The 25325-nt window shown below is 61.8% G+C and carries 23 protein-coding genes and 1 riboswitch; of the genes, 20 read left to right on the forward strand and 3 right to left on the reverse strand.

Features of this window, described 5'->3' with window-relative positions; genetic code table 11:
* Positions 1–156 precede the first annotated feature (156 nt).
* Positions 157–364, forward strand: a riboswitch (cobalamin riboswitch).
* Positions 365–455: 91 nt separating this feature from the next.
* The 7 genes from GS612_RS09740 to cobJ are packed head-to-tail and all read left to right on the forward strand — an operon-like array spanning position 456 to position 8416.
* Positions 456–827: a DUF1636 domain-containing protein gene (locus tag GS612_RS09740; RefSeq protein WP_152457464.1), complete on the forward strand. Its 372-nt coding sequence runs from the start codon at positions 456–458 to the stop codon at positions 825–827.
* Position 828: 1 nt separating this feature from the next.
* On the forward strand, positions 829–1884 hold the full coding sequence (gene cobW, locus GS612_RS09745; RefSeq protein ID WP_171119456.1) for a cobalamin biosynthesis protein CobW: 1056 nt from the start codon (positions 829–831) through the stop codon (positions 1882–1884).
* A 5-nt stretch (positions 1885–1889) separates the two neighbouring features.
* Entirely contained in the window at positions 1890–5183 is a 3294-nt protein-coding gene (cobN, locus tag GS612_RS09750) for a cobaltochelatase subunit CobN (RefSeq protein WP_171639798.1), read from the forward strand.
* Entirely contained in the window at positions 5180–6301 is a 1122-nt protein-coding gene (locus GS612_RS09755; protein ID WP_171639800.1) for a cobalamin biosynthesis protein CobG, read from the forward strand. The genes cobN and GS612_RS09755 overlap by 4 nt, the downstream gene beginning before the upstream one ends.
* On the forward strand, positions 6301–6930 hold the full coding sequence (locus GS612_RS09760) for a precorrin-8X methylmutase (protein ID WP_152457460.1): 630 nt from the start codon (positions 6301–6303) through the stop codon (positions 6928–6930). The genes GS612_RS09755 and GS612_RS09760 overlap by 1 nt, the downstream gene beginning before the upstream one ends.
* Positions 6927–7655: a precorrin-2 C(20)-methyltransferase gene (locus GS612_RS09765; RefSeq protein WP_171639802.1), complete on the forward strand. Its 729-nt coding sequence runs from the start codon at positions 6927–6929 to the stop codon at positions 7653–7655. The genes GS612_RS09760 and GS612_RS09765 overlap by 4 nt, the downstream gene beginning before the upstream one ends.
* Positions 7652–8416, forward strand: coding sequence for a precorrin-3B C(17)-methyltransferase (gene cobJ / locus GS612_RS09770; RefSeq protein WP_171639804.1), 765 nt, complete (start codon positions 7652–7654; stop codon positions 8414–8416). Before GS612_RS09765 ends, cobJ begins: the two co-directional genes overlap by 4 nt.
* Here the strand turns inward: cobJ and GS612_RS09775 are convergent.
* Positions 8407–9138, reverse strand: coding sequence for a cobalt-precorrin-6A reductase (locus GS612_RS09775; RefSeq protein WP_171639805.1), 732 nt, complete (start codon positions 9136–9138; stop codon positions 8407–8409). The two genes, cobJ and GS612_RS09775, sit on opposite strands and share 10 nt — an antisense overlap.
* Here GS612_RS09775 and cbiE point away from each other — a divergent pair.
* The 13 genes from cbiE to mdoH all read left to right on the forward strand — a co-directional run bounded on the left by cbiE (position 9137) and on the right by mdoH (position 23847).
* The gene (cbiE, locus tag GS612_RS09780) at positions 9137–10336 is read left to right on the forward strand and encodes a precorrin-6y C5,15-methyltransferase (decarboxylating) subunit CbiE (protein WP_171639806.1); all 1200 of its coding nucleotides are present in this window, start codon (positions 9137–9139) and stop codon (positions 10334–10336) included. The genes GS612_RS09775 and cbiE overlap by 2 nt on opposite strands.
* A complete protein-coding gene (locus GS612_RS09785; RefSeq protein ID WP_171228873.1) occupies positions 10333–10713 on the forward strand; it encodes a cobalamin biosynthesis protein in 381 nt (126 codons plus the stop codon). Before cbiE ends, GS612_RS09785 begins: the two co-directional genes overlap by 4 nt.
* Positions 10710–11504, forward strand: a complete 795-nt coding sequence (cobM, locus tag GS612_RS09790) for a precorrin-4 C(11)-methyltransferase (RefSeq protein WP_171639807.1) — start codon at positions 10710–10712, stop codon at positions 11502–11504. Before GS612_RS09785 ends, cobM begins: the two co-directional genes overlap by 4 nt.
* On the forward strand, positions 11491–12813 hold the full coding sequence (locus tag GS612_RS09795) for a cobyrinate a,c-diamide synthase (protein ID WP_171639808.1): 1323 nt from the start codon (positions 11491–11493) through the stop codon (positions 12811–12813). Before cobM ends, GS612_RS09795 begins: the two co-directional genes overlap by 14 nt.
* Positions 12810–13538 carry a uroporphyrinogen-III C-methyltransferase gene (gene cobA / locus GS612_RS09800; protein ID WP_171639809.1) on the forward strand — a complete coding sequence of 243 codons (729 nt, stop codon included), beginning with the start codon at positions 12810–12812 and terminating at the stop codon, positions 13536–13538. The genes GS612_RS09795 and cobA overlap by 4 nt, the downstream gene beginning before the upstream one ends.
* The gene (gene cobF / locus GS612_RS09805; protein WP_171639810.1) at positions 13531–14301 is read left to right on the forward strand and encodes a precorrin-6A synthase (deacetylating); all 771 of its coding nucleotides are present in this window, start codon (positions 13531–13533) and stop codon (positions 14299–14301) included. The genes cobA and cobF overlap by 8 nt, the downstream gene beginning before the upstream one ends.
* Before the next feature lie 58 nt (positions 14302–14359).
* On the forward strand, positions 14360–14818 hold the full coding sequence (locus GS612_RS09810) for a DUF302 domain-containing protein (RefSeq protein ID WP_171639811.1): 459 nt from the start codon (positions 14360–14362) through the stop codon (positions 14816–14818).
* A gap of 78 nt (positions 14819–14896) precedes the next feature.
* Positions 14897–16516: a thiamine pyrophosphate-binding protein gene (locus GS612_RS09815; protein ID WP_171639813.1), complete on the forward strand. Its 1620-nt coding sequence runs from the start codon at positions 14897–14899 to the stop codon at positions 16514–16516.
* Positions 16503–17687, forward strand: coding sequence for a CaiB/BaiF CoA-transferase family protein (locus GS612_RS09820; RefSeq protein WP_171639815.1), 1185 nt, complete (start codon positions 16503–16505; stop codon positions 17685–17687). Before GS612_RS09815 ends, GS612_RS09820 begins: the two co-directional genes overlap by 14 nt.
* A 179-nt stretch (positions 17688–17866) precedes the next feature.
* The gene (locus GS612_RS09825; RefSeq protein ID WP_171639817.1) at positions 17867–19237 is read left to right on the forward strand and encodes a tetratricopeptide repeat protein; all 1371 of its coding nucleotides are present in this window, start codon (positions 17867–17869) and stop codon (positions 19235–19237) included.
* Positions 19238–19265: 28 nt separating this feature from the next.
* Positions 19266–20483 carry an OpgC family protein gene (locus tag GS612_RS09830; RefSeq protein WP_152457447.1) on the forward strand — a complete coding sequence of 406 codons (1218 nt, stop codon included), beginning with the start codon at positions 19266–19268 and terminating at the stop codon, positions 20481–20483.
* Complete coding sequence (locus GS612_RS09835) at positions 20480–21979, forward strand: glucan biosynthesis protein (RefSeq protein ID WP_171639819.1); 1500 nt, start codon at positions 20480–20482, stop codon at positions 21977–21979. Before GS612_RS09830 ends, GS612_RS09835 begins: the two co-directional genes overlap by 4 nt.
* A complete protein-coding gene (gene mdoH, locus GS612_RS09840) occupies positions 21976–23847 on the forward strand; it encodes a glucans biosynthesis glucosyltransferase MdoH (protein WP_171639821.1) in 1872 nt (623 codons plus the stop codon). Before GS612_RS09835 ends, mdoH begins: the two co-directional genes overlap by 4 nt.
* Here the strand turns inward: mdoH and GS612_RS09845 are convergent, their stop codons facing one another.
* Complete coding sequence (locus GS612_RS09845; protein ID WP_171639823.1) at positions 23848–24672, reverse strand: PHB depolymerase family esterase; 825 nt, start codon at positions 24670–24672, stop codon at positions 23848–23850.
* A complete protein-coding gene (locus GS612_RS09850) occupies positions 24669–25109 on the reverse strand; it encodes a rhodanese-like domain-containing protein (protein ID WP_171119614.1) in 441 nt (146 codons plus the stop codon). The genes GS612_RS09845 and GS612_RS09850 overlap by 4 nt, the downstream gene beginning before the upstream one ends.
* Positions 25110–25325: the final 216 nt, after the last annotated feature.

Genomic DNA, 25325 nt, shown 5'->3' on the forward strand with positions numbered 1-25325 from the left:
CTATAGTCTACGCCCCTTGCTGAAATACCGTTCGTCGCCGGGCCCACCTCAGGCTGGGTCCCGGCACACCATGCCGCCCATCGACGCCCACAGGTCGCTTTCCATGCCTCTGCATCATTGTTGCGCGCGACTCGCTTGACAAGCAGGCCAGCGGTGCCGCATGTCCCTTTCGTTGGTGTCGGTGAGAGCCGATGAAAAGGGAATGCGTCAACGGTCTTGCCGCCAAACGCAGCCGCCCCCGCGACCGTGAACGGAGAGGATGCCCAATGCCACTGGCCCGAAAGCCGGGAAGGCGGGACATCCGACAGAGGCCCGCCTCTGGCATCCGCAAGCCGGGAGACCTGCCAACAACCGAAGTTGAAACCGGGCGGGGTGTTCCGGTGTCGGGTCCATGACCAATCGTGGCCCGCATGAAACCCCGTCCCCCGCGAAGAGGATTTGGGGGGATGAGAGACATGACCGAGACCGCACCAGTCGAGTTGCTGGTCTGTACCACCTGCCGTCGCGGCCTGCCTGTCGAAGATGACGCGCAACGCCCGGGCGCTTTGTTGCACAAGGCCCTGGAACAGGCAGACCTGCCCGACGGTGTCACCCTGAAAGCCGTTGAATGCTTGTCAAACTGCGATCAAGGCTGTTCGATCGTGTTGCGCGGGCCGGGCCGCTGGACCTTCGTGTATGAAAACCTGAACGAAACAGATCATGTCGACGTCATCGTCGACGGCGCGACCAAGTATCTGGCCACTGAAGATGGTTTGGTGAAATGGCGCGAACGCCCCGAACATTTTCGCAAGAACTGTGCCTCGCGCATTCCCCCGATTGGAGCCTGACATGTCGAACCTCGAAAAACTCCCCGTCACAGTGATCACCGGCTTTCTGGGCTCGGGCAAGACCACTTTGGTGCGTCACCTGATGCAGAACCCACAGGGCAAGCGCCTTGCTGTCGTGGTCAACGAGTTCGGCGATGTAGGCGTCGATGGCGACATCCTGAAATCCTGCGCCATTCCTGATTGCCCGGCGGAAAACATCATGGAACTGGCAAATGGCTGCATCTGCTGCACCGTGGCAGATGATTTCATTCCCACCATCGAGGCCCTGATGGCGTTGGAGCCGCGCCCGGATCATATCCTGATCGAAACCAGCGGTCTGGCCCTGCCGAAACCGCTGCTCAAGGCATTCGACTGGCCTGACATCCGCTCGAAGATCACCGTCGACGGCGTGATCGCCTTGGCCGATGCCGAGGCTGTGGCCGCAGGCCGTTTCGCGCCCAATGTCGAAGCGGTGGACGCCCAGCGCATGGCCGATGACTCGATCGACCACGAAACGCCCCTGTCCGAGGTGTTCGAGGATCAGATCTCGTGCGCCGACATCATCCTGCTGACCAAGCCCGACCTCGCCGGCCCCGAAGGCGTGGCCAAAGCGCGCGAGATCATCGCCGCCGAGGCGCCGCGCCCCCTGCCCGTCGTCGAAGTGGCCGAAGGTGCCGTGGACGTGCGCGTTGTGCTGGGTCTGGAAGCCGCCGCCGAGGATGACATGGACGCCCGACCCTCGCATCACGACGGCCATCACGATCACGAGCATGACGATTTCGAAAGCATCATCGTCGAGCTGCCCGAGCAGACCGATCCGGCCCAGCTGGTCGCCAATATCGAACGCTTGGCCAATGAGCTGAACATCCTGCGCGTCAAAGGGTATGCCGCCGTTCAGGGCAAGCCGATGCGCCTGCTGGTTCAGGCGGTCGGCGCGCGGGTACGGCACCAGTATGACCGCCCGTGGGAACCCGGTGAAGACCGTCGTTCGCGTCTGGTCGTCATCGCCGAGCATGACGATATCAAAGAGGCGGAAATCCGCGAAATCCTCGTGGGTGTGCGTGAGGCCGCCGAGTAAGACACATGCACGTCGTCTTCCGCGAAAGCCACGGGCTCGAGGAAACCGAGACCCCAACCGATCTGGGCCAGAGCCCGGCGGATCTGGTGGTGCTGTCCTTTTCGGACAGCGACCTGGGCGCTTTTGCGGCGGGCTGGCATCGTGGTGGCGGACCGGAAGGGCGAATGCCGACCCTGCGGCTGGCGAATTTGACGGCGTTGAAACACCCGTTGTCGGTCGATACCTATGTCGAGCAGACGATGGAGGGCGCCAAGGGCATTTTGATCCGTCTGATCGGCGGCGTCCCCTACTGGGCTTATGGGTTGCAGCAGGTTCTGGCGCTGGCGCAGGCCAAGGGCATCGCGCTGGCGGTGCTGCCCGCTGACGGGCGCGAGGACACGCGGCTGGATGACTATTCCACCCTGCCGGTCTCGACCCTGCGGCGTCTGGTGCATCTGTGCGATACCGGCGGCGAGGTCGCGGCGCAGGCGGCGCTGGCGCAGATGGCTTTGGCGGCGGGGCTTTATGCCGGTCCGGTGATGGGCGCCAAGACCTTGCCCGAATGTGGCGTGTGGTGTCCGGATCGCGGCGTAATTCCGGTGGAAACCGCGTTCGAAGGCAAGGCCAAACGAATCCTCGTCACCTTTTACCGCGCTTACCTGACCTCGGCGGACACCGCCCCGATCGCGGCCCTGATCCGCAGCCTGCGCGCCCGTGGGTTCGAGGCGGTGGGCCTGTTTGCCCCGTCGCTCAAGGCGCCTGTAGCCGCCGACTGGTTGCGGGACCAGGTTGTTGCGCTGAACCCATCCGCCATTGTCAATGCCACTTCATTTTCGGGCAAAGGCGCGTCGGGAACATCGCCTCTGGACGCGGCAGGAGTGCCGGTGTTTCAGGTCGCTCTCGCCACCTCGCGCCGCAAAGCCTGGGCCGAGGCGGAACGCGGGCTGTCCCCCGCCGATCTTGCCATGCATGTGGTACTGCCCGAGGTGGATGGGCGGATTTCGGCGGGAATCGCGTCTTTCAAGGAACCAGGCAAACGTGATCCGCATCTGGAATACGCGCGCTTTGCACATCGGCCCGAACCGGACCGGATCGAAGCGATCATCGACCGTGTATCGGGCTGGCTTGCACTGAACGACAAACCCAAGGCAGATCGGATTCCCGCGCTGGTCCTGTCCACCTATCCCGGCAAAGACTGGCAGATGGCCCATGCGGTTGGCCTTGACGCGCTGGCCTCGGCCGAGGCGATGCTGTCCGATCTTGACGAAGAAGGCTATGACATCGCGATTGGCGCGCCGATTGCCGACACTCTTCTGGACGCCCGGATTTCGTGGTCGCTCGGGGATTATCTGGATGCGCTTGCGGATTTGCCCGAAACCCTGCGCACCGATCTGCACACCGTATGGGGCGCGCCCCAAGATGATCCGGCCTGTGCCGATGGGGCCTTCCATTTCACCGCAATGCGACGCGGCAAGGCGCTGGTCGCGCTGCAACCCGAACGCGGCACGCCCGAGCTGCGGGATGACGACTATCATGACCTCTCGCGCACCCCGCGCCACGGGTATGTCGCCTTCTATTTGTGGCTGCGCAAAGGGTTGGGTGCGGATGCGCTGATCCATATCGGCGCGCATGGAACGCTGGAATGGTTGCCCGGAAAATCGGTCGCCTTGTCAGCCGATTGCTGGCCCGAGGCGCTGATCGGCGATCTGCCGGTGATCTACCCGTTCATCGTGAACGACCCGGGCGAAGCCGCGCAGGCCAAGCGCCGGATCGGAGCGGTCACGCTGGGTCACATCCCGCCCCCGATGAAGGACAGCGGTACGCCCGATCGGATGGTGCGGCTTGAATCGCTGCTGGATGAGTTTTCCAACGCCGACGGGCTTGACCCCAAACGCCGCGACCGCTTGCAGGAAGATATCCGTGATGAGGCGCAGGCGATAGGGCTGGAAAGCGATCTTGGCCTCGATCAGGCAACCTGCACCGCCGAAGCCATCACCCGCATCGACCGCTTTGTCTGTGACATCAAGGAAAGCCAGTTTGGCGACGGGCTGCACATCTTCGGGCGCGTGCCCGAAGTGACGGGCGGTTTCGATCCGGCCCCTTCGGCCCACGCCGAACGCGACGCGCTGATCAAAGCGCTCGAAGGCAAGCGGATTGATGCCGGGCCTTCGGGGTCCCCCTATCGTGGCCGATCAGATGTTCTGCCCACCGGGCGGAACCTTTACACCACCGATCCGCGGTCGGTTCCGACCCGTGCGGCCTATGCTCAGGGTGTGAAACTGGCCGAAGAACTGGTGCGGCGCCATCTTCAGGAAGAAGGCGATTATCCGAAGGGGCTGATTGTCGATCTGTGGGGGTCAGCCACCATGCGCACGGCGGGCGAGGAATTCGCCATGGCCCTGCACCTGCTGGGCGTCAAACCCGTGTGGGACAAAGGGTCCGAGAGGGTTTCCGGCATCGAGGTTCTGCCGATCACCGACCTGAGCCGCCCGCGCCTGGACGTGACCCTGCGGGTCTCGGGCCTGTTCCGGGATGTTTTCCCGACGCTGTCCGCCTTGTTTGGCCAAGCGGTTCGCGCATTGGCCGCGCGCGATGAGGCAACGGACTGGAACCCCTATGCCGGGCAGGCGCCGGAAGCGCGGGTCTATGGACCTGCGCCCGGAAGCTATGGCGTCAATATGACCGAACTTTCCGAAGTGTATACCGACGAGGCCCGTGCGCAGGCCGGTGAAGCGTGGCTTGAGGCCAGCTCTTTTGCATTGGAAGGCGAACACATCTCGCAGGACAAGGACGGTATCACCCAACGTGTCGCAAATGCGGACAGCTTTGTCCATTTGCAGGACCTGACCGAAACCGATCTTCTTCTGGCCAACGATTATGCCACACACGAGGCGGGTTTTGCCGCCGCCAAGAAGATCGCCGGCGGAACCGCGCAGCTGTACCATCTGGACAACACCAACCCCGAAAACCCGCGTGCCCGCACTTTGCGTGAAGAAATCAGCCGAGTCGTCCACGCCCGTGCCGCCAACCCCGGCTGGATCGCCGGAATGCAACGCCATGGTTTCCGGGGGGCGGCTGAAATCGCGGCAACGCTGGATCATATGGCTTCTTTCGCGCATCTGTCTGGCACGGTCGCACCACATCTTTTTGACCTCTACCACGATGCCACTCTGGGCAACGAAGAGGTGGACGCGTTCCTGCAAGAGGCCAACCCCAAGGCACGCCAGGCCATGCAGGACCGGTTCCGCGCGCTGCTTGAGGCCGGGCTTTGGAACACGCGCCGGAACTCTATCCGGGCTGATCTGGAGGGATTGAGATGAGTGCACCAATTGTTCAGGGCTGGTGCCCGGGTGCCCATCGTCCGATGATGTCCGGTGACGGTCTGGTCGTCAGGGTCAGGCCCCGGCAGGCGCGTCTGGACGCCGATCAGGCACTGGGACTGTGCGATCTGGCGGACCGCTTTGGCAACGGCTCGATCGATTTGACCAATCGCGCCAATCTGCAATTGCGGGGCGTGGAAGAGGAAGACCATCAGCCTCTGCTCAAAGAGCTTTCCGCGCTGAACCTGCTGGATGCGGAACCCGGTATCGAAATACGCCGCAATATTCTGGTTACACCGCTCTATCAGGCGGGCGATTTGACCGCTCGACTGACCCATGAACTGATTGACCGGCTTGCGGAGCTGCCGGACCTGCCGGCAAAGTTCGGCTTTGCAATCGACACCGGCCGCGAACGTCTGATGGCGTCGGATTCGGCTGATATTCGTCTGGAAACCGGTGCAGACGGCCTGATCCTGCGCGCCGATGGCTGCGAAACCGGGCGGAGCGTGACCGAGACCGACGCCATTGATCACGTGATCGCGCTGGCAATGTGGTTTGCCGAAACCTACACACCCGAGACACGCCGCATGGCGCGTGTCATCGACGCCCTGCCGCAGGAATGGCAGGGATGTGCGCCCGGTTCTGTTGGCGCAAAGCTTCAACCGGGCCGCTGTGAACTGGGTGCCCTGTACGGCGCGGCTTTTGGGTCGCTGCCTGCGCGCAAGCTGTATGACCTGATCGAGGACAGCGGCGCTTGCGCCCTGCGCGTCACCCCGTGGCGGCTGATCCTGCTGGAAGGCGGGGCGGCGATACCTGCCCCGGCCTTTGTCGAAGATGGAACCGATCCGTTGATGACCACCGACGCCTGCCCCGGCGCACCGTTCTGTCCGCAGGCGCAGGCCGAGACGCGCGACATCGCCCGGGCGTTGGCTGTGCGGGTGCCCAGACGCCTCCATGTTTCGGGCTGTAGTAAGGGCTGCGCACGCATGGGTCCTGCCGACATCACATTGGTGGGCGCAAACGGACGATTTGATCTTGTCAAACAGGGCCGCGCGGGGGATGAGCCCTGCCAACGCGGGCTCGACCCGGAAACACTCATGACTATGGACTTCACCTGATGCCCTATACATACGAAACCGATGGCGCGGCGATCTACAAGGAAAGCTTTGCCACCATCCGGTCAGAGGCTGATCTGGCGCGGTTTGATGCCGATGAAGAGCAGGTTGCCGTTCGCATGATCCACGCCGCGGGTATGGTCGGACTGGAAGAGTTCGTGCATTTCTCGCCCGGCTTCGTGCAGACGGCCCGCACCGCATTGGAAAATGGCGCACCGATCCTGTGTGATGCGCGCATGGTCAGCGAAGGTGTCACCCGTTTCCGCCTGCCCGCCGACAACCAGGTGATCTGTACCCTGCATGACGAACGCGTACGCCCGCTGGCCGCCGAGATGAGCAACACCCGTTCCGCCGCTGCGCTGGAACTGTGGCGGCCGCATCTGGAGGGCGCGCTGGTCGCCATAGGCAATGCGCCCACCGCACTGTTCCATTTGCTGAACATGCTGGAAGACCCGGATTGCCCGCGCCCTGCCGCGATCATCGGCTGCCCGGTTGGCTTCGTCGGCGCGGTGGAATCCAAGGATGCGCTGTGGCAGGCGCAACCGGTGCCGTCCTGCATCGTCAAAGGTCGTCTGGGCGGCAGCGCCATCACGGTGGCGGCCATCAACGCCATCGCAAGCCGGGCAGAATGAAGATGGGCACCATATACGGTGTGGGCCTTGGCCCCGGCGATCCGGATTTGATGAGCGTCCGGGCTGATCGCCTGCTGCGCAATGCAAAGCATGTGGCGTATTTCCGCAAACCCGGTCGCAGTGGTCAGGCGCGCAAGATCGTCAACGGGATGATCCCCGAAGGCGCGATCGAGTTTCCGATGGAATATCCCGTAACCACCGAAATCCCGGTGACGGACCCGCGCTACAACGAATTGCTGGCAGCATTCTACGAAGACTGCACCGCCCATCTCAAAGCCCTGTCAGAACGGGGTGAGGACGTGGTTGTTCTGTGCGAGGGCGATCCTTTCTTCTATGGCTCGTTCATGCATCTTTACAGCCGTTTGCGCCAAGACGCGCCGGTTGAAGTTGTACCCGCCATTACCGGCATGTCCGGAGCATGGACCGCGACCGGAGACCCGATCACCTGGGGTGATGACGTGCTGACCGTGCTGGTTGGCACCCTGCCCGAGGACACGCTGGCGGAACGCATGGCTCTGACCGATGCGTTGGTCGTGATGAAAATCGGACGCAACATCGACAAGGTGAAGCGCGCTCTGAAGACCGCTGGCCTGTATGACCGGGCGTGGATCGTGGAATATGCGCAGATGCCGAACCAGACGGTGACCAAGCTGTCTGAAGCCTGCGAGAAGATCACCCCGTATTTCTCGATCATCGTCGTGCACGGTCAGGGGCGACGACCATGAGCGGCTGGGTCAAGATTGCCGGTCTGGGGCCGGGTGACGAGGCGCTTGTTACACCAGAAGTAACAGCCGCGCTGGCCGAAGCCACCGATGTTGTGGGCTATATCCCATATGTGGCGCGTATTGCCGAGCGCCCCGGCCTTACACTGCATGCCAGTGACAACCGAGTCGAAATCGACCGCTCGCAACATGCACTGCAAATGGCTGCCGATGGCAAACGGGTGGTCGTTGTATCCTCGGGCGATCCCGGCGTGTTTGCCATGGCGGCGGCCGTCTTCGAAGCACTGGAAAACGGCCCTGCGGAATGGCGCGACCTTCAGATCGATGTGCTGCCGGGGATCACGGCGATGTTGGCTGCATCCGCGCGCGCGGGCGCCCCGATGGGGCATGATTTCTGCGCCATCAACCTCAGCGACAACCTCAAACCATGGTCATTGATCGAAAAACGCCTGCGCCTTGCTGCACAGGCGGATTTCTCGATGGCCTTTTACAATCCGCGCTCGAAGTCCCGCCCGGAAGGCTTTGTAAAGACGCTGGAAATCCTGCGCGAAGAATGTGAGCCCGAACGTCTGATCCTGTTCGCCCGCGCCGTATCGCGGGCCGATGAAGAGATGCGCATTTCGACACTGGCCGAAGCCACGCCCGACATGGCGGATATGCAGACCGTGGTGATCGTGGGGTCATCCCGAACGCGCGTCATCGAGCGCGATGGCGCACCCATCGTTTACACCCCTCGCTTCACCCCTGATGAGGTTCAGGGATGAGACAGCCAGTCCAGAACCTGTGCGACCTGCGAAAACTCGGTCCGCTTCGGCAGAACCGGGCGGTCGATCATCAGCACGGGAAGGCCCAGCGCCCGCGCCGCGTCCAGCTTGGCGCGCGCGCCCGTGCCGCCGGCGTTCTTGGACACGACCAGCTGCGTCCCATGGCGCTGCATCAACGCCCGGTCGTCGGCTTCGGTAAACGGCCCTCGGGCGACGACCACCTCTGCATTCGGCAAGGGCAAAGTGTCGGGCTCATCCACCAGACGCAGCAGGTAGCGGTGCTGGGGCTGGGCGGCAAAGTCTTCAAGGTGCATACGGCCAACGGCGAGGAAAACGCGCCGGGCTTCGCCGGACAACGCGTCGACAGCCGCTGCAATGTCCGGGACGCGATACCAGTTGTCGCCGGGCTGCGGTGTCCACGCCGCGCGTGTCAACGCGGCCAATGGCGTCCGCGTCGCGGTGCATGCTTCAATCGCGTTCCGGCTCATCCGGGCCGCAAATGGATGGGTCGCGTCCACGACATGGGTGATGGCGTTCTCATGGATATAGGCGGCCAGACCTTCCGGACCGCCGAAACCGCCAACCCTTACCGGCAAGGGCTGCGGACGCGGGTTTTCGACCCGTCCAGCGTAGGAATACACAGCCGCAATCCCTTGTTCCGAAACAGCTTTGGCCAGCGCATTGGCCTCGGTCGTGCCGCCAAGGATCAGGAGGGTTGTCATGTCTGAATCTCCGTGGCTGACCGTTCTTGGATTGGGCGAAGGTGGGTTTGATGGCCTGTCGCCATCCGGCCGTCAAGTGCTGGACCGGGCCGAAGTGATCATGGGGCCGCCCCGTCACCTGTCGTTGCTGCCTGAAACAGGGGCGGAACGTGTCGAATGGCCTGCGCCGTTCTCGGATGGGCTGCCGATCCTGAAAGGATTGCGTGGCCGGCAGACCGTTGTTCTGGCCTCGGGCGATCCGTTCTGGTTTGGCGCAGGCTCTGTCATTGCGCGCAATTTCGATGCCGGTGAATGGGCTGCCCTGCCCGGCCAATCCACCTTCTCGCTGGCCGCTGCCCGGCTCGGCTGGCCTTTGGAAAGCACACTGACCTTCGGCCTGCACGCCGCGCCGCTGACCCGTTTGCGTCCTCATCTGGCGCCGGGAGCGCACGCGATCCTGTTGCTGCGTGACGGAAAGGCGGTGGCGGAACTGGCCCGGTATCTGACCGAGACGGGCTTTGCCGACTCGGCCCTGCATGTGATGCAGGCGCTCGGCGGTCCGCGCGAAAACACCCGAACAGTCACCTTGACCGAGGCGCTGCTGGGTACGTTCGACCATCCGGTCTGCGTCGGTCTGGAGGTTTCCGGTGCAGGACCTGCCCTTTCCAAGGCGTCTGGCAAACCGGACCACATCTTCGAGACGGACGGACAGATCACCAAACGCCCGATCCGCGCGCTGACACTCTCGGCGCTTGCTCCGCAACGGGGCGAACACTTGTGGGATATCGGAGGGGGCACCGGTTCGATCAGCATCGAATGGCTGATGTGCGATGCGACCCTGACCGCGACCAGCATTGAACCCCGTGCTGACAGGGCTGAGCGCATTCGTCGGAATGCCGATGCATTGGGTCAGGATCGGCTGAATGTCATCCATGGCACCGCGCCCGCTGCACTGGATGGGTTGGAACTGCCCGACGTGGTGTTCATCGGAGGGGGGCTTGATCCAGACCTGCTGCACTGGCTGCACCAGAACCTGCCGTCCGGAACCCGCCTGGTTGCCAATGCCGTGACTTTGGAAAGCGAGGCCACATTGGCCCAGTGGCATGAGAAACTGGGCGGAGAGCTTCTGCGGATCGAACTCGCTCAGTCGGCGCCGCTTGGACCGCGCCGCGGCTGGAAATCCGCCTATCCGGTCGTGCAGTGGAGCGTGACGCTATGATCGTTGCCGGTTTGGGATTCTCGTCCGCTGCCACGGTTGCCAGCTTGCGCGCCGCATTTGACACGGCGGCCGCAAACCACGATGTCGCCGCCCTGGCAACCGTTGCCGACAAGGAAGGTCATTCGGTCCTGACGACCTTTGCCGAAGAACTGTCGCTTCCCCTGCATTTCGTTGCCGCCGCCGATCTGGCCGGTCAACGTACACTCACCTGCTCGAACCGCAGCCGCGCAACCTATGGCACCGGAAGCGTGGCCGAAGCATCCGCATTGGCCGCCGCCGGAAAGCTCTTTGGCCCGGGCGCGCGGCTGCTTTCACCCAGACAGATTTCAGACGACCGGCTGGCGACCTGCGCCATAGCCATCGGAGGACAGACATGACCGTTCATTTCATCGGCGCCGGACCGGGCGCCGCCGACCTGTTGACGCTGCGCGGGCGCGACATCATCGCATCCTGCCCCGTTTGCCTTTATGCGGGTTCCCTGGTTCCGGAAGAAATTCTTGGCCACTGCCCCGAAGGCGCAAGGATCGTGAACACCGCGCCGATGGATCTGGATCAGATCATGGCCGAGATCGAGGCCGCACATCAGGCCGGCCAGGATGTGGCCCGTCTGCATTCGGGCGACCTGTCGGTCTGGTCGGCGATGGGGGAACAGATCCGCCGCCTCAAGGAAATGGGCATCCCGGTCAGCGTGACCCCAGGCGTTCCGTCCTTTGCGGCGGCTGCGGCGGCTTTGGGAACCGAACTGACTCTGCCCGGGCTGGCGCAATCCGTGGTTCTGACCCGGACGCCGGGCCGTGCATCTTCCATGCCCGAAGGCGAGACGTTGGAGAATTTCGCACGCACAGGGGCGACACTTGCCATTCATCTGTCTATCGGCAATCTGGACAATGTCATTGCCGATCTGACCCCGGCCTATGGGGCCGACTGTCCGGTCGCCGTGGTCTATCGCGCAAGCTGGCCGGATGAACGGATCATCCGCGCCACGCTGGGAACGCTCAAAGACGTGCTGGATGACAGCATCTCGCGGACTGCGTTGATCATGGTCGGTCCGGCATTGGCGGGCGAAGGTTTCGACGAAAGCTGCCTGTATTCGAAAGATTACGACCGCCGCTATCGCCCGCAAAGCGCCGAGAGCCCCTGGTCAAGCTGGAGCCATGGTGATGATTAACCCTCCGGGCCTTCTGATTTCCGCCCCGTCTTCGGGTACGGGCAAAACAACGGTCATGCTGGGCCTGTTGCGCGCGTTGGCCGAGGATGGCCTGACCGTTCAACCGTTCAAGAGCGGACCGGACTATATCGACCCCGCCTTCCACCGAGCGGCGTCCGGGCGGGCTTCGTTCAATCTTGACAGCTGGGCGATGGGCGATCCTTTGTTGAACGCGATCTCCGCGCAGGCCGAAGGCGCTGACATCGTGGTGGCAGAGGGTTCGATGGGCCTGTTCGATGGCGTGGCCAAGCCGGGTGAGTTGGGTCATGGGTCCAGCGCCGAGACCGCTGCACGGATGGGTTGGCCGGTTGTGTTGGTGCTGGATGTCGGCGGCCAGGCGCAATCTGCGGCGGCCACCGCGCTAGGGTTCAGGATGTACAACCCCGATCTGCCCTTTGCTGGCGTCATTCTAAACCGCTGTGCCAGCCCCCGGCACGAGCGCCTGACCCGGCTGGGGATGGAACGCGCCGGCCTGCCGGTTCTGGGTGTGCTTCCGCGCCGAGGCGATCTGACCCTACCCGAGCGGCATCTGGGGTTGATTCAGGCAGTCGAACATCCGGATCTGGAAAGCGCCATTGTAGGCTATGCCGCATTTCTGCGCGAACATGTGGATCTCGAGGCGATCAAGCGGGCGGCTTCCTCAGGCCCCATTGGGCCATCGTCAGACGCGCTGCCGCGCCCTCCGGCCCAGCGGATTGCATTGGCACGGGATGCGGCTTTTTCTTTTACATATCCACATTTGCTGGAAGGCTGGCGCGCCGCCGGGGCCGAGATCCTGCCCTTCTCGCCGCTGGCTGATGAAGCCCCGGCGGCGGATGCCGATCTGGTCTGGCTTCCTGGCGGGTATCCTGAACTGCATGCCGGGACGTTGGCTGCTGCCCAAACCTTCCTCGCGGGTCTGCGCAAGCACGCGGAAACAAGGCCTGTACATGGCGAGTGCGGTGGATACATGGCGCTGGGTCATGCGCTGATCGACAAGGATGGCGTGCGGCACGAAATGGCTGGCCTGCTGGGGCTGGTGACGTCGTACCAAAAACGCAAATTCAACCTGGGCTATCGCAAGGCCGAACTTTTGGCCCCGATGCCGGGTTTTGCGCGGAATGCAGCGCTACGCGGGCATGAGTTCCACTATTCCTCGATCGTGGATCAGCCTGACCCGCCGCTGGCCCGTGTGTTTGATGCCGAAGGCGCAGAGGGACCTCAGACCGGCTCCGTTCGCGGCAATGTCACAGGTACGTTCTTTCACCTGATTGCGGAGGCAACTGCATGAGCGGATTTGTCTCTTTCATCGGCTCGGGCCCCGGCGATCCGGAGTTGCTGACCTTGAAGGCCGTCGACAGGATGCAAAAGGCCGATGCGATTTTGTTCGATGACCTCAGCAGCGGGCCGATTCTGAGCCACGCGCGCGAAGACGCCGATCTTGTGGGCGTGGGCAAACGGGCCGGTCGCCCCTCGCCCAAACAGGACCATGTCAGCCGGTTGCTTGTGGACTACGCCCAGACCGGCCAACATGTCGTGCGGTTGAAATCCGGCGATGGCGGCATGTTCGGGCGGCTTGAAGAAGAACTTGTTGCCCTTCGTGATGCGGGCATTGAATTCGAGATCATCCCCGGCGTACCGTCTGCGGTGGCTGCCGCGGCTGCCGCAGGCATCCCGCTGACGCGTCGTCTGACCGCACGGCGGGTGCAGTTCGTGACGGGGCATGACGTCAGTGGCGCGTTGCCGGACGACCTGAACCTGACAGCCTTGGCCGATTCTCAGGCCACCACTGTCGTATTCATGGGTAAACGTACTTTCCCGCTTTTGGCAGAAGCGCTGCATTCACACGGCCTGCCTTTGGATACGCCTGCTTTGATGGCTGAATCTGTTTCGACCCCGGATCAGAAGCTGACGCGCGCCACCATTGGTGCCCTGGCCGAACAGCTGAAATCCGAGATCGGCACGGCTCCGGCCCTGATCCTTTACGGGCCGCTGGCGGAGTTCGAAGATGATTGACCTGAGCCTGATTGGCATCGGCACCGGCAACCCGGATCACGTGACCTTTCAGGGCGCGCAGGCGATCCGGTCGGCCGATCTGATTCTGATCCCCTGCAAAGGCGAAAACAAGGCCGATCTGGCCGGGCTGCGTGAGGACATCATTGATCGGGTAACCGAGACACCACCAAGGATAGCCTATTTTGACATCCCCAGGCGCCGGGCGGATGACGGCTATCTGCGCGGTGTGGACGAATGGCACGACGCCATTGCGCTGCGCTGGCAAGAGGCAATGGATGCCCACCCGGAGGCGCAGCATATTGCGCTGCTGATTTGGGGCGACCCGTCCTTGTATGACAGTTCGCTGCGCATTGCGGCGCGGCTGGACCCCAAGCCCAACACCAGGGTGATCCCGGGCATCACGGCCTTGCAGGCTTTGACAGCGGCTCATGCGATCCCGATCAATGATCTGGGCGCACCCTATGTCGTGACCACCGGGCGTCGTATCCGGGATGAAGGCTGGCCTGAAACCGCTTCGAAAGTCGCCGTCATGCTGGACGGGGAATGTTCTTTCCAGTTCCTCAGAATGGCAGAGTATGACATCTGGTGGGGGGCCTATGTGGGCATGAAAGAAGAACTGCTGATCAGCGGCCCTTTGGATCAGGTCGCGCAGCGGATCCTTGACACGCGCGCCCGCGCCCGAGCCGACCATGGCTGGATCATGGATATCTACTTGCTGAAGAAACGCGACGTGCAGCAGCGCGCGGCGAACACGGATTCGTGACTGCGCAGAACGCTCAAGTCTGGCACACAGGTCAGAGCAAGATACCGGAGACGCGTTGATGAAAGCCTTCATTCCCCTGCTCTGCCTGATCGCGTTGCCTCTGTGGGCTCAGAATGCGCCCGAGGGCTGGGCCGTGTACCCAACCCAGAAACCGTATGCAGAACTGGTTGACGCAACCAAAGCCGCGATCAAGGAAAACGGGCTGATCGTCGTGACTCAGGCGGGCCCGACCAAAGCGGCGGCAGCACGTGGGATTTCGATTCCCGGAAATCGCGTGATCGGCGCTTTCAACAATGATTACGCCGTGCGGGTTCTGGGAACCTCGGTCCACGCGATGATCGAGGCCCCGATCCGGTTTTATGTTACCGAGAACAAAGACGGGACGGCGAACCTGTCGTATAAAACCCCCAGTTTCGTCTTTGCGCCCTACGCCTGGGAAGGTGGTCAGAACCTGATGGATATTGCGGCCGAGCTTGACTCGACGTTTCAATCGATCGCTGAACGCGCAGTCAAATAGTCACACTGGCGTGAACCGCCTTGCGTCCGGGAACGTCCTCCGCAATCTGCTTGAAACGGTTTTTTCGGAGCATGACTGATGCAAGACCCCTCGCCCCGCGCCGCGGATATTCTGGCCCAACGCCTCTATGAAGCGGGGTGCCGACACGCATTCGGGATGCCGGGGGGCGAGGTCCTGACGCTGGTCGATGCGCTGGAAAAGGCTGGGATTACCTTTCATCTGACCAAGCACGAAAACTCTGCCGGGTTCATGGCCGAGGCCGTTCATCATCGCGACGGTGCACCTGCGATTCTGGTGGCCACTCTGGGTCCGGGCGCAATGAACGGGATCAATGTCGTGGCGAACGCTTTGCAGGATCGTGTGCCGATGGTCGTTCTGACCGGATGCGTCGATGCGGACGAAGCGTTGACCTATACCCATCAGGTCATGGATCACAGCCGGGTTTATCGCGCGATCACCAAAGGCACTTATACGCTGACAGCCAAAGGCGCGGATATCATTGCCGACAAGGCGGTGTCACTGGCTATGCAGCCACGACCCGGCCCGGTTCATATCGACGTCCCGATCTCGGTTGCCGACACGCCTGTTAACGGCGTGAAACGCCGCCGGCTGGCCAAGGTCGCGCCGGTCAGCCCCGGTGGTGAATGCCTTGAGAAGGCCCGCCGCTGGGTGGCCGAGGCCGAACGCCCCATCGCCATCATCGGCCTGGATGTCCTCTATGACGACTCGCGCAGTGTCGTGCAGGCGTTCCTGGAGCATTTTGGCATTCCTTTCGTAACGACCTACAAGGCCAAAGGCGTCGTGCCCGAGGATCACGCGCTGTGTCTGGGCGGCGCGGGGCTGTCGCCGCTGGCTGACAAGCATCTTGTGCCTCTGATCGAACAATCGGATCTGGTATTGTGTCTGGGATATGACCCGATCGAAATGCGCCCCGGCTGGCGTGAGATCTGGGATCCGGAAGAAAAGCGCGTCATCGATATCTCTGCCGTGGTCAACGACCACTACATGCATCAGGCTGGATTGAACCTTGTTGCCCACACGGGCGAGACATTGGAGGCAATAGCCAAAGGCAACCCGGCCCGTGAAACATGGCCGGGCAACGAACCCGAGCAGATCAAAGCCGCGCTGGCAAAGGACTTCCCCACCGATGAAAGCTGGGGGCCCGCTGCCGTCATTGCCGAAACCCGCGCTGTCCTGCCGCCTGAAACACTGGCCACGGCCGACAGCGGCGCACACCGCATTCTGCTGAGCCAGATGTGGGCGTGCAGCGAAGAACGCGGGCTGATCCAGTCCTCGGCTTTGTGCACGATGGGATGTGCCCTACCCATGGCCATTGGCCTGAAACTGGCCGAACCAGACCGCCCGGTGATCAGCTTCTCGGGGGATGCGGGGTTCCTGATGGTTGCGGGCGAGTTGTCGACAGCGGCTGAAATGGGCGGCAACCCGATTTTTCTGGTCTTCGTGGATGCCAGCCTTGCCCTGATCGAGCTGAAACAACGCCAGCGACAGATGCGCAACACGGGCGTGGATTTCGGCCATCATAATTTCGCCGCAATGGGCCGCGCCTTTGGCGGCAATGGCCATACGGTTCGTAACAGGACAGAGTTGCGCGCCGCACTGGAAGCTGCTGTAAAGGCTGAGATATTTACGGTGATTGCTGCTGAAGTTGAGCGTGGAGGCTATGATGGCCGCATCTGAAGGCCCATTGAAGGGTGTCAAGGTTCTGGACCTTAGCCGGATCCTGGCGGGCCCAACATGCACACAGCTTCTGGGCGATCTGGGCGCAAGCGTCATCAAGATCGAAAACCCGGCAACCGGGGGCGATGACACGCGGCAATGGGGCCCGCCCTACGTAAGCGATGCCGAGGGCAACCGCTCGGATCTGAGCGCCTATTTCATGTCTGCCAACCGCAACAAGAAATCCGTCGCGCTGGATATCTCCTCGGCCGAGGGTCAGGCGGAAATCAGACGCTTGGCGTCACATGCGGACATCCTGATAGAGAACTTCAAACCGGGCGGGCTGGCCAAATACGGGCTGGACTATGCCACCCTGTCGCAAGCGTTTCCAAGCCTCGTATACTGTTCAATCTCGGGCTACGGCCAAACCGGCCCGAATGCCAGCAAGCCCGGCTATGACCTGATGGCGCAGGGCTATGGCGGGATCATGTCGCTGACCGGCGACCCCGAGGGCGCGCCCATGAAGGTGGGTGTTGGCATCGCCGACGTGATGTGCGGAATGTATGCAACCGTGGGTATCCTGGCCGCGCTGCGCCACCGCGACTTGACCGGCGAGGGCCAGCAGATCGATCTGGCGCTGGTGGATTCTCAGATCGCCTGGCTGATCAATGAAGGCGTCAACTATCTGACGTCAGGCAATGTTCCGCAACGGCGCGGAAACGGGCACCCCAACATCGTCCCTTATGACGTCTACGAAACCGCCGATGGGCACGTGATTCTCGCGGTTGGAAATGACGGCCAGTTCAGAAAACTCTGCAACTTCATCAATGCTCCTGAACTGGCAGACGATCCGAGATTCGCGACCAACCCGGCCCGATTGGAGCATCGTGACGCGCTGAATTTGATTCTTCGCCCCGCTGTGAAAGCGCTGGACACCCAGACCGTCATTTCCGGTCTGGAGGCTGTCAAAGTGCCCGTCGGCCCGGTGCAGACGCTGGATCAGGTGTTCAACACGGAACAAGTGGCCGCAAGACAGATGCAGATTGCCATGCAGGCCCAGCCGGGTCAGGTCAACCTGATCGGGAATCCTCTGAACCTGTCTCGGACACCTGTAACATATCGTAACGCCCCGCCGGTCTGTGGGGCCGATACTGAGGCTGTTCTGAACGCCGAAAACCCGTTCGAGGATTGAAATACTTGCACATTTAGGCGGCAAGTCGCTGAAACATGCCCTTGAATCGGCGGTTTTTTTCATCTTTTTCGCACACGTCATTTCACCAATTCGAGAGCAGCGTCGATACTGTTACGTCCCTCTCGCACACTCTGGTACATCGAACAGTGTCAAATATCGCAATCAGATTGGACCCAAGTATGAAACAAGACGTTTTCGGACAGATGAACACCCTGACCCAGCCGGCGGCAGTCGAAGCGTGGAATGGTGTTCTGCTTGGGTTCATGGCTCATGCCGCTGTCACGCCGCAGCACTTGGGCAAAGTGCTGGAACTCGAGCCCGACTTCGCGCTGGGTCAAGCGGTCAAAGGTCTGTTCATGGCGCTGCTTGGGCGGCGCGAGATGATGGCGGTTGCTGTCGAAGCGCTGGCTGCTGCCAACGCGGCGATGGAACGTCAACCTGCAACTGAACGCGAACGTCTCTACGTGGATGCGCTGGCCCTGTATCTGGCCGGACAACAGGCACAGGCGGTTCAGAAATTCGAAGCGATTCTGCGTGACCATCCGCAGGACACTCTGGCGATGAAACTAAGCCATGCGACCCGCTTCGTTCTGGGTGATGCAAACGGAATGCGCCGCTCGATCGAGCGGGTGATGCCCGCTTATGAGCCGGACCACCCCGGGCGCGGCTATCTGCTGGGCTGTCATTCCTTCGCGCTGGAAGAAACAGGCGCTTATGAAAAAGCCGAAATCGCGGGCCGTCAGGCGCTGTGGATGGTGTCCGATGATGCCTGGGGCCTGCACGCGGTGGCCCATGTCCATGAGATGACGGGCAATGCGCAGCTGGGCCTAGACTGGCTGGCCGGGCGCGAGGCGGCCTGGGCCCACTGCAACAACTTCCGGTACCACGTGTGGTGGCACAAGGCGCTGATGCATCTGGATCTGGGTCAGGTCGATCAGGTGATCGAGCTGTATGACAATCACATCCGCAAGGACAAAACCGACGATTATCGCGACATCTCGAACGGTACTTCGCTGCTGATGCGGCTTGAACTTGAGGGCGTGAATGTCGGAAATCGCTGGGAAGAGCTGGCTGATCTGAGTGCCGCACGAACGGAAGATGGCTGTCTGATCTTTGCGGATCTGCATTATCTGCTGGCGCTTACCGGTGACAATCGCGCCGATGCCACGGCCAAGATGCTGAACCGCATGAACAAGGATGCGGCCCGCGCCGACGACGACGCCACCCGCCGCATGGCAGACCCAGGTATCGCTGCGGCCATGGGCCTGGAGGCCTTTGGTGACGGCCATTATGGAACGGCGTTTGATCATCTGCTGGCGGCGCGCGATTCCATGCAACTGGCCGGTGGCAGCCACGCGCAACGTGATGTATTTGAACGCATTACCATTGATTCCGGCCTGCGCGCTGGTCGCCTGGACGCGGTGGAACGCATTCTGGATGACCGTCGCGCCAAGCGCGCCGGGGGCGAAGACAATTATGCCATCGCGCGTCGCGCCCTGATCGACGCGGCCCGCGACAGCGGTGACGTCCAAAGCGTCCCCGCCGAATAACAAGAAGACCAAGAAGGACAGAAAACGTATGGCGACCATATCGCCCGCTTCTGATTTTGTACCCGCTGCGGCCCCGGCCGCAGCCCCTGCCAGTGCGCGTGATCCGCGTCTGGATTTCTATCGCGGCATCGCGATGTTCATCATTCTGATCGCCCATATTCCCAACGATCCCTGGGCAAAGTGGATTCCTGCCCGCTTTGGGTACTCGGACGCAACCGAGATTTTTGTGTTCTGCTCGGGCATGGCCTCGGCCATTGCGTTTGGCGGGGCATTTCTGCGCAAGGGATGGTGGATGGGCACCGCCCGAGTGGCCTACCGCATCTGGCAGGTCTATTGGGCGCATATTGCCCTGTTCTTCTTTGTTGCAATGACAATGGCCGCGTTGGATCAGACCGGCGCGTTCGAGAAGACCTATGTCTCGTCGTTGAACCTTCAGCATTTCTTCAATGACCCGGCCCCGCAATTGGTCGGGATTTTCACACTGACCTATGTGCCGAACTACTTCGATATCCTGCCGATGTATCTGGTCGTACTGGCGCTGATGCCGCTTTATATGGCGCTCTACCGCGTCAGTTTCTGGCTGATGGCGGCAGTTTGCGTGGCCATCTGGTTCATCGCCCAAACCGGCGCGCTTGCCCTTCCCGCCGAACCCTGGTCCGAGCGCCAGTGGTTCTTCAACCCCTTCGGATGGCAATTGCTGTTTTTCACCGGCTTCGCCTTCATGCGCGGTTGGATTCCGGCCCCGCCCGTGTCGAAATCCTTGATCTGGGTGGCGATTGCCTTTGTCGTTTTGTCAGCCCCGTTCGGGTCATGGAAAGTCTTCACCTGGATCAACACGGCTGCACCCGAGCTTGGCGCAGTGATCCGCAAGGGCTGGCCCCTGACCGAAGAGCTGCGTGGCAAAACCGAGTTCGGCCTTCTTCGATATGTCCACTTTCTGTCGCTGGCCTATCTGGGATGGGTTGCAGCGGGCGAACACGGCCACCGCCTGATCGCGACGGGTCATGGTGTGGGCGCACGTATCTGGCAATTCCTGCTGGCCGTTATCACCAAGGTCGGCCAGCAATCCCTTGCCGTTTTTGTGTTTTCGATGGCCGCGGCCCGGCTGATCGGCGTCGCGCTGGATCAGGCTGGGCGGGATGTCGCCACTGTCTTCATCGCCAACATGATTGGGTTTGCGATGATCATCGGCGTTGCCTATCTGGCAGCTTGGTTCAAGTCACAACCCTGGAAGTCGAAGAAATGAAATTTACCCGTCGCGCATTCCTCGTCTCGACGACTGCTTTGGCCTTCGCCCCATCCGCCTATGCGACGGGCGGTGAGACGCCTTTTGACCGCGACTATGTGATCGAGATGGCCCGCGATCTGGCCAGCCGCCCCTATGTGGAACGCGAGATGGTACCGCAGGAATGGCAGGACCTGACCTATCAGCAATACCGTTCCATCCGGTTCCGGCTTGACCGGGCGCTGTGGTATGAAACCGAGACGCCCTTCAACGTGGATTTCTTCACCCCCGGCCTGTATTTCCCACGCACCGTCAAGGTGGAAACGGTCGAGAACGGCATGACCAAGCCGGTCGCCTTCGATCTGGATATGTTCGACAAGTCCGAAGACGTGCCGCAACTGCCGATCGATGACACGCTGGGCTTCTCGGGCCTGCGCCTGCGCACTGAAATGCACCGCCCCGGCAAGACAGATGAATTCTGCGTCTGGCAGGGGGCCAGCTATTTCCGCGCCATTGGCCTGCATGAGGTTTACGGACTGTCCGCGCGGGGTCTGGCGTTGAAAACCGGCGACCCGGATGGCGAGGAATTTCCCGAATTCATCCGGTTCTGGCTAGAACGTCCCGAACCGGGCCAACGCAACATGGTCGTGCACGCATTGTTGGACAGCCCCAGCGTGACCGGCGCCTATCGTTTCAACGTCACGGCGGGCGCGGATTGCATCATGGATATCGAGGCAACGCTGTTCCCGCGCGAAGACCTGCCCCATGTGGGTATCGCTCCGGGAACTTCGATGTTCCTGTTCGACCAGACCAACCACAGCCGGTTCGACGATTTCCGCCCTGCTGTGCATGACAGCGACGGGTTGATGATCCGCAATGGCGCGGGCGAGGTCCTGTGGCGTCCGTTGGCCAATCCGACCCGATTGCAGGTTTCATCCTTCGTCGATACAAACCCGCGCGGGTTTGGTCTGATGCAGCGCAAACGAGAGTTTTCGGACTATGCCGATCTCGAGGCCAATTACCACAAGCGCCCGGGCCTATGGGTCGAGCCCCAGGAAGACTGGGGCAAAGGCTCGGTCACGCTGGTCGAGATCCCGGCAGATCAGGAAATCTATGACAACATCGTCGCCTACTGGAGGCCCGCTGAACCCTATGCGGCAGGCAGTCAGGTTGATCTGTCCTATCGCCTGATCTGGGGGGAAGAACCCCAGCGTACACCGATGCCGCGCGTGATCAACACCGCGATGGGCGAAAACACCTTTGGCGAAGGCCGGCTGGCCGTCATCGATTTTGAAGACAGCGAGCTGTTCGAGGACCTGGGCGCAATCACTGTCTTTGTGGATTCGCCACATGCGGAAACTTCGGAAGGCGTCTTGCAGCGCAACCCGGATACCGGTGGTCCACGCCTGGCGTTTTCATTCCAGCCCGGCGAACGCAACCATGTCGAGTTGCGCGCGCAATTGTTGAAAGACAAACAGCCCGCCTCGGAAGTCTGGCTGTACCGTTGGACCACATGAGCCGCGATCTGCATATCATGCCACCCGAGGCGCCTCTGGCGATGCCTGCGCAGAACTTCAGCGCACGGTTCCGGGATGCCGATGCGCCTTCCGGTCAGCACAAATCCTCTGCCGGTTTCTGGCGCGCGCTGGTTTTTTCGCCTGCTATGGCCGCCACTCTGGCGTTGCTATGGGTCATGTGCGACTGGTTCGGCGCGGAAGGCATAAACGTGGTCGAAGCCATCCTTTTGGCTTTGATTTCGTTCAACTTCTTCTGGATTTCCTTCACCGTCTGCACCGTTTTGCTGGGCATGGTGTCGCTGGCGAAACAGGAACGCCCCGAGCGTCGGACCGCGGCGCAACCCCTGCGGGTGGCCCTGCTGACCCCGGTCTACAACGAAGTCCCCTGGAACGTGTTGGGCAATGCCCGCACCATGCTGGAGGATCTTCAGGCGCGGGGCGGCAAACACCACTATGCCATGTTCATCCTGTCGGACACGCGCGATCCCGAGATTGCGGCGCAGGAACAGGCCAGCGTCGAAGCACTGCGCACCACGCTGGCACCCGGGCTCGAGCTGTATTATCGCCGCCGCGAACAGAATACCGACCGCAAAGTCGGCAACATCGCCGACTGGGTCAGCCGTTGGGGCGCGGATTGGGATGCCATGCTGGTGCTGGATGCCGACAGCCTGATGACCGGGCGCGCGATCCATCGCCTGACCGATGCACTGGCATGCGATCCGGGTGCGGGCTTGATTCAAAGCTATCCGCAGCTGATCGGCGCACAGTCGGTCTTTGCCCGGATGCAGCAATTTGCAAATGGTGTCTATGGCATCGCCTTTGCCGAAGGTCTGGCCCGTTGGTGCGGGCAAGAAGGCAACTATTGGGGCCATAACGCGATTATCCGCACCAAGGCCTTTGCCACCAGCGCCGGCCTGCCCAAGCTGCGTTCGTTCAGCGGTCAGGACAAGCTGATCATGAGCCACGATTTCGTCGAGGCCGGCCTGCTGCGCCGCGCCGGATGGGCCGTGCGATTTCTGCCGCGTATTCGCGGGTCATATGAAGAAACACCGCCGACCCTCATCGATCACGCCATGCGGGACCGCCGCTGGTGTCAGGGCAACCTGCAACACCTGAAACTGCTGGGTTCTTCCGGGTTCCGTGCCGTGTCGCGGTTTCACATGTTCCACGGCGCGGTCGGCTATCTGATGTCTCCGTTGTGGTTTGCACTATTGTTGATGTGGGCGCTGATCGGTCAGGGTCAGGATGCCTCTGTCCTGCATTATTTCAGCCCCGACAATCCTCTGTTCCCGCAATGGCCCGAGATGTCGGAAACCCGTCACGTGCTGATCATTCTGGTCATGTACGCGATGCTGTTGGCCCCCAAGGTTCTGGGCGTTCTGGCCCTGCCGCTGAGCGGCGTACGCTACGCGGATTTCGGTGGCGGGCGCAAATTCCTTGCCTCTTTCCTGGCCGAGGTTCTGTTGTCGATCCTCTACGCTCCGATCCTGATGGTGCAACAGATGATCGCTGTGTTCCGTACGGCTTTCGGCATTCAGCGCGGCTGGTCGCCTCAGGCCCGCGACGGTGGCACCTATGGTCTGCGAACGCTGATCCTGTGCCATGCGCTGGAAACCGTCATTGGAGTCGCGCTGAGCGTCGGTATCCTGTCCGGTCTGGTGTCGATCTGGCTGGCCCCGATCGCCATCAGTCTGGCGCTGGCTATCCCGTTGTCTGCGCTCAGCGGTGTCTCGGCAGGTGCCGCGCGCAAGATGGTCGGAATGCGGGAAGACTTCAGCGAACCCGCCATTACCCGGTCAGCACGCCGCTATCGCGATGAACTGAAGCGCCTGGTCGAAGGCAAAGGCAGCATGACCCCGGCCGAGTGATCAACTGCCGGGAAGCCCTTCGTACCAATCGACTATCATGTCGGCCCAGCCCGCGGGAACGGTGTGCCCTCCGGGAAACAGTGCAAATTCCAGCGCGCTGCCTTTGGCACAGGTGGTCCAGCGGCGGCGCATGAAATCACCCGTCGTGCTGAACCCGGTCGGTTTGTGATCGACACAGCCGTTCGCATCCCGCCAGATTTCGAGACCCGCATAGATATCACCCTGCTGAAAGCGTCCTCCGCCCAGCAAACGCCCTTCCAGCGGCACCACATTGTCGGTCCAGCCATGCGTGTGGAACATACGGATCGGACCGTTGCAGGTTTCGGGGTGCGGGCGCCAGAAACCACCGGACACCGGGACATAGGCCGAGAACGTATCGGGGCTCTCGCAGGCCAGATAGTTGACCATGAAGGCGCCGGCGGAGAACCCGCCCAGCAGGACACGGTCAGCGTCGATGCCAAACCGCCGTGCCGCATCTTGCACCGCTTCGGTCAGAAAGGCGGTTTCGTCCCGCTCACCAAAACCGGGATAGAAATTCCAGCTTTTGGTGCCGCCCCGGTCGGGCCTTTCCAACCCCTCAGGGGCCATCACCGCATAGCCGCGCTCCAGCAGCGGCTCGACCATCCCGCGATTGCGCATCGTGCCCGACCCGCTGCCGCCATACCCATGCAGGAACACCACCATGGGCGCATTGTCCGCGTCGGGCAGTTCGATGTGATAGGCGCCCATGGGAATCTCACAGGTATCCTCTTGTCCGGCACACCCCGCGAAAGCGATTTGCCCGGTCACTGCCAAGGCCAACGCCAGACTGAATTCCCGGATCATCCTGCATCCTCATCATATTTGCGCACCGGCAATCCGGCCCGAACCCATCCCGGCCCTGCGGCCGAACCCAACATACCCTCGGGCACGTCGATCACATTGGTGAATCCAGCTTCGATCAGGCGGTTGCTCAGGCGCGCCGAGCGCACGCCGCGCGCGCAAATCAAGGCCACCGGGGTCGCCGGATCGCCGCCAGCCAATTCCGTCAGTGCTTTGACAAAATCCTCGCGCCGCATGTCCAGCGGCACGGCACCTTCGCCAATGCCCGATGCGCGCCATTCACGCGGCGTGCGGATATCGATCAACAGAACGTTTCCCTTCGAGGCCTGCTCATGGGCCTCGGCAACCGTTATCCGGCCGCCGCCGTGGTCTTCGGGGATCAAACGGTATTCCCTGATCGCAAACCCGCCTGCAATCGCCGCGCATGCGCCGATCAACATCCATCTTCGGGCTCGGTTCACTTTCTCGGCCAAGATTCAGCCTCCTGTTCGCTGACATGTGTTCTATCACAGATGGTCTGAAACCGGGGCGTCGAAAAACCCGACCCGCATCAAGATCACGTCATTTTTTCGAATCCTTGCAGAGTTTTTGATGCGGCCTATAGGACTCTGTAAAAAAGTTACAATATCTGGACAGTCGGGAAAATATCCTTACAA

Origin of the sequence: Ruegeria sp. HKCCD6157 (assembly GCF_013110685.1) — a bacterium.
Classification (GTDB): domain Bacteria; phylum Pseudomonadota; class Alphaproteobacteria; order Rhodobacterales; family Rhodobacteraceae; genus Ruegeria.

Excerpts from the sequence above, each read along its gene's own strand:
- cobF (WP_171639810.1), top strand. The coding sequence starts at position 13,531 with ATGATTGACCTGAGCCTGATTGGCATCGGCACCGGCAACCCGGATCAC.
- GS612_RS09830 (WP_152457447.1), top strand. The coding sequence starts at position 19,266 with ATGGCGACCATATCGCCCGCTTCTGATTTTGTACCCGCTGCGGCCCCG.
- GS612_RS09810 (WP_171639811.1), top strand. The coding sequence starts at position 14,360 with ATGAAAGCCTTCATTCCCCTGCTCTGCCTGATCGCGTTGCCTCTGTGG.
- cobW (WP_171119456.1), top strand. The coding sequence starts at position 829 with ATGTCGAACCTCGAAAAACTCCCCGTCACAGTGATCACCGGCTTTCTG.
- cobA (WP_171639809.1), top strand. The coding sequence starts at position 12,810 with ATGAGCGGATTTGTCTCTTTCATCGGCTCGGGCCCCGGCGATCCGGAG.
- GS612_RS09785 (WP_171228873.1), top strand. The coding sequence starts at position 10,333 with ATGATCGTTGCCGGTTTGGGATTCTCGTCCGCTGCCACGGTTGCCAGC.
- cobN (WP_171639798.1), top strand. The coding sequence starts at position 1,890 with ATGCACGTCGTCTTCCGCGAAAGCCACGGGCTCGAGGAAACCGAGACC.
- GS612_RS09835 (WP_171639819.1), top strand. The coding sequence starts at position 20,480 with ATGAAATTTACCCGTCGCGCATTCCTCGTCTCGACGACTGCTTTGGCC.
- GS612_RS09755 (WP_171639800.1), top strand. The coding sequence starts at position 5,180 with ATGAGTGCACCAATTGTTCAGGGCTGGTGCCCGGGTGCCCATCGTCCG.
- GS612_RS09795 (WP_171639808.1), top strand. The coding sequence starts at position 11,491 with ATGGTGATGATTAACCCTCCGGGCCTTCTGATTTCCGCCCCGTCTTCG.
- cbiE (WP_171639806.1), top strand. The coding sequence starts at position 9,137 with ATGTCTGAATCTCCGTGGCTGACCGTTCTTGGATTGGGCGAAGGTGGG.
- cobJ (WP_171639804.1), top strand. The coding sequence starts at position 7,652 with ATGAGCGGCTGGGTCAAGATTGCCGGTCTGGGGCCGGGTGACGAGGCG.
- cobM (WP_171639807.1), top strand. The coding sequence starts at position 10,710 with ATGACCGTTCATTTCATCGGCGCCGGACCGGGCGCCGCCGACCTGTTG.
- GS612_RS09845 (WP_171639823.1), bottom strand. The coding sequence starts at position 24,672 with ATGATCCGGGAATTCAGTCTGGCGTTGGCCTTGGCAGTGACCGGGCAA.
- GS612_RS09850 (WP_171119614.1), bottom strand. The coding sequence starts at position 25,109 with ATGTTGATCGGCGCATGCGCGGCGATTGCAGGCGGGTTTGCGATCAGG.
- GS612_RS09775 (WP_171639805.1), bottom strand. The coding sequence starts at position 9,138 with ATGACAACCCTCCTGATCCTTGGCGGCACGACCGAGGCCAATGCGCTG.
- GS612_RS09765 (WP_171639802.1), top strand. The coding sequence starts at position 6,927 with ATGAAGATGGGCACCATATACGGTGTGGGCCTTGGCCCCGGCGATCCG.
- GS612_RS09740 (WP_152457464.1), top strand. The coding sequence starts at position 456 with ATGACCGAGACCGCACCAGTCGAGTTGCTGGTCTGTACCACCTGCCGT.
- GS612_RS09820 (WP_171639815.1), top strand. The coding sequence starts at position 16,503 with ATGGCCGCATCTGAAGGCCCATTGAAGGGTGTCAAGGTTCTGGACCTT.
- mdoH (WP_171639821.1), top strand. The coding sequence starts at position 21,976 with ATGAGCCGCGATCTGCATATCATGCCACCCGAGGCGCCTCTGGCGATG.
- GS612_RS09760 (WP_152457460.1), top strand. The coding sequence starts at position 6,301 with ATGCCCTATACATACGAAACCGATGGCGCGGCGATCTACAAGGAAAGC.
- GS612_RS09815 (WP_171639813.1), top strand. The coding sequence starts at position 14,897 with ATGCAAGACCCCTCGCCCCGCGCCGCGGATATTCTGGCCCAACGCCTC.
- GS612_RS09825 (WP_171639817.1), top strand. The coding sequence starts at position 17,867 with ATGAAACAAGACGTTTTCGGACAGATGAACACCCTGACCCAGCCGGCG.